The organism is Microbulbifer mangrovi (assembly GCF_002009015.1).
GTDB classification, from domain to species: domain Bacteria; phylum Pseudomonadota; class Gammaproteobacteria; order Pseudomonadales; family Cellvibrionaceae; genus Microbulbifer; species Microbulbifer mangrovi.
Genome location: NZ_LZDE01000221.1, coordinates 1 through 9,345, shown reverse-complemented (window position 1 = coordinate 9,345; position 9,345 = coordinate 1). Strand labels below are relative to the sequence as shown.

The 9,345-nt window shown below is 58.7% G+C and carries 7 protein-coding genes; 2 read left to right on the top strand and 5 right to left on the bottom strand.

All coding sequences use genetic code 11. The features are described from left to right. Nucleotides 1–185 precede the first annotated feature (185 nt). From B4U49_RS02860 to B4U49_RS02850, 3 genes are read right to left on the bottom strand one after another with little or no spacing between them, the layout of a single operon-like run. Nucleotides 186–3,320: an efflux RND transporter permease subunit gene (locus B4U49_RS02860; RefSeq protein WP_078083071.1), complete on the bottom strand. Its 3,135-nt coding sequence runs from the start codon at nt 3,318–3,320 to the stop codon at nt 186–188. Nucleotides 3,321–3,329: 9 nt separating this feature from the next. Continuing rightward, the gene (locus tag B4U49_RS02855; protein WP_078083070.1) at nt 3,330–4,562 is read right to left on the bottom strand and encodes an efflux RND transporter periplasmic adaptor subunit; all 1,233 of its coding nucleotides are present in this window, start codon (nt 4,560–4,562) and stop codon (nt 3,330–3,332) included. Further along, complete coding sequence (locus B4U49_RS02850) at nt 4,559–5,710, bottom strand: TolC family protein (RefSeq protein WP_476703363.1); 1,152 nt, start codon at nt 5,708–5,710, stop codon at nt 4,559–4,561. Before B4U49_RS02850 ends, B4U49_RS02855 begins: the two co-directional genes overlap by 4 nt. Before the next feature lie 15 nt (nt 5,711–5,725). Between B4U49_RS02850 and B4U49_RS19055 the strand changes: the two genes are divergently transcribed. Further along, nucleotides 5,726–6,100 carry a hypothetical protein gene (locus B4U49_RS19055; RefSeq protein ID WP_158078539.1) on the top strand — a complete coding sequence of 125 codons (375 nt, stop codon included), beginning with the start codon at nt 5,726–5,728 and terminating at the stop codon, nt 6,098–6,100. Here B4U49_RS19055 and B4U49_RS02845 read toward each other — a convergent pair. Both B4U49_RS02845 and B4U49_RS02840 read right to left on the bottom strand, forming a co-directional pair. After that, nucleotides 6,076–6,795 (bottom strand): tRNA-uridine aminocarboxypropyltransferase, encoded by a 720-nt coding sequence (locus B4U49_RS02845; RefSeq protein ID WP_078083068.1) that lies wholly within the window; start codon nt 6,793–6,795, stop codon nt 6,076–6,078. The two genes, B4U49_RS19055 and B4U49_RS02845, sit on opposite strands and share 25 nt — an antisense overlap. Before the next feature lie 86 nt (nt 6,796–6,881). Continuing rightward, nucleotides 6,882–7,199, bottom strand: a complete 318-nt coding sequence (locus tag B4U49_RS02840) for a DMT family transporter (protein ID WP_078083067.1) — start codon at nt 7,197–7,199, stop codon at nt 6,882–6,884. Nucleotides 7,200–7,498: 299 nt separating this feature from the next. Here B4U49_RS02840 and B4U49_RS02835 point away from each other — a divergent pair. Beyond that, a partial coding sequence (locus B4U49_RS02835) for a DUF3604 domain-containing protein (protein ID WP_143735496.1) occupies nt 7,499–9,345 on the top strand: 1,847 nt, incomplete at its 3' end.

The following is a 9,345-nucleotide window of genomic DNA, read 5'->3' as shown; positions in this document are numbered from 1 at the left end:
TTTCTCACCCCGTTTCTCACCCCCGTTTCTCACCCCGCTTTCCATCCCACCTTTCGCTGGCTGGCATACGCTTCCAGCTCCGCATGACTCTCTCCCCGCTCGAGTAAGTAACAGTCCCGGTTCACCAGATGTGGAGATAGAGCATCACAAAATAGAATTTGTGCTCGACAATTAAGAGGCTGCAATCAAGGCGTGTTTACAACGGTCGATGTCTGCTCCAACTCACGCTGGTGCAGCAGGCGATAAAAAGCCGGCAGTACGATTAGTGTCAACAGAGTCGAGGAAATAATGCCACCGATCACGACCGTCGCCAGTGGACGTTGCACCTCTGAGCCAATGCCGGTATTGAATGCCATGGGTACAAATCCCAGTGAGGCCACCAGCGCAGTGGTAATCACCGGGCGCAGACGGATCAGAGCGCCTTCAATGATCGCATCATGGAGACTGTATCCCTGGTGCCGCAGGTCGCGGAAAAAGGACACCATCACCAGCCCGTTGAGAATGGCAATTCCCGACAGCGCGATAAAGCCGACCGCCGCGGAGATTGAAAACGGGATGTCGCGCAACAGCAAGGAAAGGATGCCCCCGGTAAGAGCCAGGGGAACGCCGGTAAAGATTACCAGCGCATCCCGGACAGAACCTAGCGCGATTAACAACAGTCCCAGAATAAGGAGCAGCGTAACCGGCACCACCACCCCAAGTCGCTGGGCAGCGGACTGTAACGACTGGTAAGTGCCACCGTACTCCAGCCAGTAGCCCGCAGGAATCTCTACATTACTGGCTATTGCTTGCTGCACATCCGCAACAAAACTGCCCAGATCACGCCCGCGAACGTTCGCGGTCACCACTACGCGGCGCTTACCATTTTCGCGGTTTACCTGATTCAGTCCGCTCACCAGCTGCACAGTGGCTATTTCCTCCAGCGGCACATAGTCCCCATTACTACGGAGCACCGGCAACCTGGCCAGTGCGTCCACATCTTTGCGAAGGCCTTCGGGCAAGCGCACCACGATGTCCGTACGCCGGTCACCCTGGTAAAAGCGGCCTGCCACCGTTCCACCCAAGGCGGTGGCCAGCTGATCCTGTAACTCGCCCACGCTCAGACCATACTGCGTCAGCGCGGCCCGATCGGGAATAATACTGAGCATGGGCAGACCGGCGGTCTGCTCCATCTGGCTGTCTGCAACGCCTTCCACTTTGCCGATGGCGTTTTCAATGGCATTACCCAGTTGCTCGAGTTGGGTGAAGTCATCGCCGAACACCTTGATCGCCAGCTCGGCACGCACCCCGGCGAGCAGCTCGTTAAAGCGCATCTGGATTGGCTGCAAGAATTCATAGCGATTGCCGGGAACTGGCTCCACCAGCGCTGTCAGCTCACGAACCAGTGCGGCCTTGGGTTTATCCGGATCCGGCCATTGTTCACGTGGTTTCAGGATAATGAAGTTGTCTGCCACACTTGGTGGCACGGCATCGGTGGCCACTTCGGCGGTGCCGATTTTGGTAAATACCCGTTCCACCTCCGGCAGCTCCTTGATACGGGCCTCGAGGGATTCCTGCAGGGCGATGGCCTGCTCCAGCGAAGTGCCGGGAATACGCAGCGCATGCATCGCGATATCGCCCTCATCCAGGGTCGGCACAAATTCACTGCCGAGGCGAGTCGCGGCAAAAGCAGACACCAGCACAAGAACCGCGGCCATGGCCATAATCAATACGCGGCCGCGTACGGCAAACTCCAGCAGCGGACGGTACCAGTCGCGGAGCTTGTTCAGCGCGCGGTTTTCCCGCTCCACCACCGGCGAGCGAAATAACAGTGCGATACAGGCGGGCACGAAAGTCACCGACAATACCATCGCCGATAATAGAGCGATCACTACAGTGGTCGCCATCGGGTGAAACATTTTGCCTTCCACCCCGGACAGCGCGAAGATCGGCAGATATACGGCTGTGATGATGAACACCCCGAACATGGCAGGGCGTATCACCTCGCGGGTCGACTGATACACGAGCTCCAACCGCTCCTTCACATCCAGCGTACCGCTATCGCGTGTGGCCTGGCTGAGGCGGCGCAGACAGTTCTCCACGATGATGATGGCCCCGTCCACCAGCAGGCCAAAATCCAGTGCACCCAGGCTCATCAGGTTGGCGCTGACACGGGTCTGAACCATACCGGTGACGGTCATCAGCATGGCGATGGGAATGACCAGCGCGGTGAGGATAGCCGCGCGCACATTACCCAGCAGCAGAAACAGGATGACGACAACCAGCAGCGCACCTTCCAGCAAATTGGTGCGTACCGTGCGCAGGGTCTTGTCCACCAATCCGGTGCGGTCGTAGACCGCAGTCACGGTAATCCCCGGTGGCAAGCTGGCCTTTATCTCTTCCAGCTTTTCACCCACAGCGTGCGCAACGGTGCGGCTGTTCTCGCCCACCAGCATGAACACCGTGCTCATAACCACTTCGCGACCGTTTTGGGTGGCGGCACCGGTGCGCATCTCACGGCCCTCTCCGATTTCAGCCACGTCGCCCAGGCGTACCGGTACACCGTCGATTTTTGCTAACAGAAAATCCTTCAGGGAATTTACGGTATCCGCCTGACCAGGCACCCGCAGTAGCCACTGGGCACCGCGGTGTTCGATAAAACCAATACCCCGATTCTGGTTATTGCGCTCGATCGCGTGAATCAGATCTGTTTGCGTGAGTCCGAACGCCAACAGGTTTTCCGGCTCGATGGCGACGAGGATTTCCCGCTTGAACCCGCCCACCGGATTGACCTCAACTACCCCGGGTACGCGCAGCAATTGTGGCCGAATGATCCAGTCGTGCACGGTACGCAGGTCCGTCGGGGTCACAGCGGAGCCATCGGCATTGGTCGCACCGGGCTCCGCATCCACGGTAAACATGAAGATCTCGCCGAGGCCGGTGGCGATCGGCCCGAGTTCAGGTTCCAGTCCCACTGGCAGCGCGCTGCGCGCATTGGCGAGGCGCTCACTGACCTGCTGGCGGGCAAAATAGATATCGGTGCCGTCTGCAAAAATGACCGTCACCTGGGATAGGCCATAGCGGGACAAGGAGCGGGTGTAGGACAAGCCAGGCAGCCCCGCCATCGCCGTTTCCACCGGATAGCTCACCCGCTGTTCCACTTCCAGGGGGGTATAGCCCGGTGCTTCGGTATTGATCATCACCTGCACGTTGGTGATATCCGGCACGGCGTCGATCGGCAACCGGGTAAAGTTCCATAACCCCAAACCACACAGCAGAGCGACTAATGCCAGTACCAGCATACGGTTGTTGATTGAAGCCCTGATCAGGTAATCAAGCATAAGGCGCTCTCAGTGGTCGTGGGCGGCGCCAGACTTCTCGATATCCGCCTTGATGATGTAGCTGTTCTCGGTGACATATTCGGTACCGGGGGCCAGTCCACCAAGCACTTCCACCCACTCACCCGCTTCGCGACCGAGCTCCAGCATACGCACCTCGTACTGATCGCCCACCTTGGCGTAAACCACAGTGAAATCACGGTATGCCTGTAGTCCGGAGCGTTTAACCGCAAGTGGCACTTCGAATTCCCGTATCTGAATATCACCGGCGACGAACGCGCCGGGAGCCAGCGATGCCGGGGGGTTCTTGAGCACCACACGCACCACGCTGGACTGATTGGAACGGATCATGGTGTCGATCTGCCGCACCTCACCTTCCAGCTGCGTATCGATACCACGTACTTTCAGTGACACCGGTGCGCCGTACTTAACGCGGGCGCGCATGGCTGGGAACACGTCCAGCTCGGCGAGCAGTGCATTGCTGTCGGCTATGGTCAGTAGTGTGCGGCCCTCGGTCTGCTCTCCGGGATTGGCCTGGCGCTGCAGCACAACACCTGTGATCGGCGAATTGATGGTGTAGGTTTTCAGATTTTCGTTGCTGTTGATCGCAAGCAAAGGCTGCCCCTTGTCGACCGGCTCCCCGAGGGCCACCTTGACGGATTCCACGGTGCCGTCAAACCGGGCACTAACCAGCCGAACCCGCTCGGGATTCATCACCAGGCGGCCGTAGGCTTTGCCGGTTTCCTTCAGCAGCGCAGGGCCAGCGATACCGGTACCGATATCCATCGCTTCTGCAATACTCGGTGCAATGCGGGTACGGCCCTCAAAGTTGTCGTACTGCCAGCGATAATTCTTGCCGTTGTAGCGGGCGAGAAGAGTGACCACAAAGGAGTGTGGTTCGTAAATTACCGTATCCCCACGCAGGAAGTCCGACTGCGGTGCGAAGCGCACCTGCTCCTCGGCACTGCCCAGCCGGGTGAGCACCATCTTGAGCGTAACCTTGCCCGGATCGACAGGCTTGCCGTCGTCGCTGACCCAGGCGCGGAATTCCGGCGGCACCCCGGTTTCGAAAATACGAAGCTCCACCGCAAACCCGTTCTCACGCAACAGGCGGCCGCCATGGGGCCCCTTCTCCGGCTCTGCCTCCCCGCCCTGTGCTGACGCACCGCTTGCCTGCAGGCCAGTGCCATAGCCCACGGCAAGGGTCGCAATCAGAAACAGGCAAAAGACGATCGTCGATTTCATTTTGCGGTCTCGCTTATCGCCGACAGAGACAGTCCAGTGAGCTTTTCGATTTCAATCAGATTAAGGTGTGCCCGGTACTGGGCTTCCAGGTAGGAAAGGCGCGCATCGATCAGGTCCTGTTGGGCCGCGGCCAGCGCGTAATAACTGTATTTCCCTTGGCGGTATGCCACTCGGGTATCCGACAGTGCCCGCTCCATGCTGGGAATAATCTTCAGTAACAGGGCCTCAGCAACGTGTTGCGCGTGCAGCAATTGCTGGGCCATGACATAGACCCGTGTTTCCAGCTCGATGGTTTTCGCCTCCATCTGCGACCGGTAGCGATTCCGCTCCGCCGTCAAAGCATCGATTTGGTCGCGATTGCGGCTGCGACGGCCAATTGGGATAGAGACCCCGGCCACCAGGCTGTAGTCGTCCGTTGCTTCCAGCCGCCGAATCCCTGCATCAATCTTCCACTGGATACCAGCCTCCGCACGCGCTACGGCGATCTCAGCTTCGGCCACCCGTTCGCGACTGAGAAAAACTGAAAGGTTCGGGTTGCCCGCAACCTGGGCGCGTAATTGCTCGATATCGATCGACGGAACCGGGGCAGAAAGCGAGCCCACAATAGTGGTAAACACTGGTGTGCGATCCCCCCACTGGGCAGACAACTGGTGCTTGGCGACTTCCAGCTCATGCTGGATATCCTCGACCGCCAGCGTACGTCGCGCCAGTTCCGCCTCGGCCCGCGAGGCGTCGGCCTGGGGGACTTTTCCGGCGACCACCTGGCGACGAATATCCGCCAGTGCCTGCCGCGCCTGCTCCATTGCCTGCTGCGCCAGAAGCTTTCGCTCCTGCTGAGCCATGGCCTGGAGAAAATAACGCGCCGTGTCCGCCGCGACTTCCAGTTGCAGTATCTGGCGCTGGGCCTCGATGACAGAAATTTTACTGTGGGCGGCCGCCACCCGCTGCTCGATCACATCGCCCTGCAGCAGCCAGCTGATCCCCAGGGTAGACTGTGCACTTTCGACGTCGCTGAAGTCGCCGGATCCGGCTACATCCTCGATCTCCAGCCACAGCTGGGGTCGCGGCCCCACCCCAGCGTACGCCACGCGCGCGTCGGCCGCTTCGAGCTGGTAAACGTAATCCGCCAACTCCGGGTGCTTCTGCAGGCTTTGCAGGATCGCATGCTCGAACGTGAGGCCTCGGTAGGGAGGTACTTCCTGGCTCCAGCCTACAGCAGCCGCGAAACAGAGCGCGACAATAGCCCCAGTGCAAGCGGGAAAAAATCGGTTGCCAGCGGTTTTTCCACTTGTTTCTATCCGCATGCTTTCGCGCACATTGCTTATCTGGTGGAACCGCCAGGCTTCCCTGGCGTGATTGAAAACATCCACCGGAAACGGCAACTGTCGGCGACAGCCCAATCAGCGACGGCGGAGACGAGCGCCTTTTATTATAGGTCAGCCGCTTCCAGCTCATCCCTCGGCACGAATATCCCCCTCTGGCACCAGTGCACACAGCAGCACATCGACATGTATTACGATTTCAGGCGTCGCAAGTAACGGTGACTCTCGCCCTCTTCGATATCGCAACACCCGCGGGTTGCAAGATAGTGCTGGTTAAACACAGAAAAATAGTGCCGCAGAGTTTCCGCCGGCTGTGTCTCCTGCGCAAGCAACAGACAGCTGATGGCCGCCTCCGCGGTTGAGAAACGGTGACTCTTACCAGAATCCCGCACGGAATAGGATCGCACCAGAATCTCGGGCAGGCTCAGGCAGGGCACACGGTCCAGCCAGCGGCTGAGGCCAATCATACGGCTGCACTGTTTCCAGGTACCGTCGAGCAGAATCAGCGTTATTTTTTTGCCACTCGCAGGCGGCAGTGCGCGGGTCACCTCTCGCGAACAATTTTCGGTACCGTCGGCCGGGAACACCACAAAGCACTGCCGCTGCGGATCATTCAGCAGGCTCTCCAGTCCCTCCGGTGCTTCAAGCCGGTTCCACAGGAATACATTGGTTTGGGGAAAAACGTCGACGATCAGGCGGCCGGTATTGGTGGGTTTGAACAGCTCCTTGCGGTGTACCAGCAGCGCGAAGTCTACCGGGCTCTCGCTTTGCGGCCGCCACGCGCACATACACGCAAAGTCACCCATCTGGCAGTCGGGGCAGCGCTTTACACTTTTGCCTTTGGCCTGAAAGGGTTTGGTGGACTTGGCAAGTTCCTGCTCGCGCAGGCGGGTGAAGGTGGTGGAATACATGGTAATAGTTTGAAAGCTATTAGGAGGACCCGTGCATTCGAAAGCGCACGGTTCCTCCCGGGTATTTAATACAAAGACGAGGGCTATCAGCTCGCGGAAAGTTTCATCAGCACCAACCCCGACACGATCAGAATCGCCGCAACAATTCGCATCGTATTCACCGGCTCCGCCAAAAACATAATGCCCACCAGAAAAGCGCCGATAGCACCGATACCTGTCCAGATGGTGTATGCCGTGCCAAGCGGGATGGTCCTCAGGGCGACGGCCAACAGCCAGAAGCTGCCGACCATGGTGACTAGCGTAATCAGGGAAGGCGTAAGCCGGGTGAAGCCTTGGGATTGCTTCATGGAGAAGGCCCAAACAACTTCAAGGGCACCGGCAACGAGAAGATAGATCCAGGACATGGACTGCACCTTTTACAACAGGCCAGGTCGTCCTCGGCATCAGTTCCCAGATTGGGGGAGGTCGTCCTCCTTCAACGGTCGAGACAATAACCCATGGATGGATTTTGGGCAACTGACCGCCCCCAGGGTGACTGACCAATGAGTCTCCGCTGTTCGCAAAAGCGCAGGGACAGGCGCTACACGCCTTAAACCACCTGTCGCTTGTAATTGGCACTCAACTCTGCCCCTGCGCTCCCCCACTCAACTATTACTAAGCTACCCGAATTTTCATTTTTCCCCTGTTGAACAGTGAGTGCCCCATGCGATTCCCCAGCTATTTCCTGTTACTTGCGTTCCTGCTTCCCGCCTGCAGCAACGAAACAGATAGCAAGGCGTCGCCAGATGCCGCCGACAGGCCGGATTCATCCATGCCTGAAAACAACACTGCAGCTGAGACGGCAAGCGAAACCGAGGCACAGCCAGTCGAAGAAACAACGACGGTCACCGAGGTACAGCGAAACCCGAACCGCGACGTCTACTTCGGCAATCTGCACGTGCACACCCGCTGGTCTTTCGACGCTTACATCAACGAGGCCTGGGTGGACCCCGATGCCGCCTACCGCTGGGCGAAGGGTGAAGAAATTCCGCCGGGTGAAAGCGGCAAGCCCCTGAAAATAGGCGTGCCCCTGGACTGGTATATCGTTTCTGACCACGCGGAGTACCTCGGTGCGCTGCCGCGAATGGAAGACCCCGACAGCCCGATCAGCAAGCACCCGCTGGCGGCAGATATCACCGGCGACGACCCCAAGAAATCTTTCGATGCTTACGGTGAAATCCTCGATGGCATCTCAAATAGGCGAGTGGACCCGATTCTCGGCGACAAAGAACTGTCAAGGTCACTCTGGTCAGAGGTGGTTAAAATTGCCGACGCGCACTACGAGCCGGGCAAGTTCACCACCATGGCGGGATATGAGTGGACTTCAAACCCCGACTGGAGGAACCTGCATCGCGTTGTCTTTTTCCGTGACACAGCCAAGGTGCCAGAGGCCCCATTTTCTGCACTAGACTCCAGCACACCGGAGGATTTGTGGCGCTGGATGGATGGTCAGCGCGAAGCCGGTAACGACCTTCTTGCCATTGCACACAACGGCAATGCCAGCGACGGGCTCATGTTCCCGGTGGATCAATCGTACGGCGGCAGCACATTGAATCGGGAATACGCTGAGGCGCGCATGCGCAACGAGCCGGTGTATGAACTCACCCAGATCAAGGGCACTTCCGAAACCCACCCGACACTGTTTCCCAATGATGAGTTCGGCAGTTTCGAGCTCTGGGACTACACCCTCGCGCCCACCGCAACCCCGCCCGAGCACAAGAAGGGCGGCTACGCGCGGGAAGCCCTGATCCGCGGCCTCAAGCTTGCAAGCGAGGGCAATGGCAACCCGTTCAAGTTCGGTTTTATCGGCGACTCGGACACCCACAACGGGGCGTCGGCAATCGAGGAAGACAACTACACCGGAAAGTTCGGTTTTGAAATCGATCCCAAGCACAGACTGGAAGGCCCGCCCGGGGTCGATGCGGCTGGCGCGAAACAGGTGCGGAGTTTCAGCTCTGGTGGCGTGGCCGCGGTGTGGGCGGAAGCCAACACCCGTGACGGTATCTTTGAGGCGATCAAACGCAAGGAAACCTTTGCCACTTCCGGGCCGCGACTCAAGGTGCGTTTCTTTGGCGGCTTCGACATGGCAGGCGTTTCGCTTGGCACAGAGGATGGGTTAAAGCAGGCCTATACGAAAGGCGTGCCGATGGGCGGCGATTTACCGGCCGCCAGTGACAAGGCCCCGACCTTTATCGTGCAGGCGCTCAAGGAAGCGGAAGGAGCCAATCTCGACCGTATCCAGATTGTCAAAGGCTGGGTGGATAAGTCGGGAGAACAGCAGTCAAAAATTTATGACATCGCCCTGTCCGGCGACCGCAAACCCGACGCGGACGGCAAGATTCCTCCGGTGGGCAATACCGTCAACGAAAAGGACGCAACCTATAAAAATACCATTGGCGACAACCAGTTAATGGCCACCTGGACAGATCCCGACTTTGATCCCTCGCAGCACGCCTTCTACTACGCGCGCGTACTACAGATTCCCACCCCGCGCTGGTCCACCTACGATGC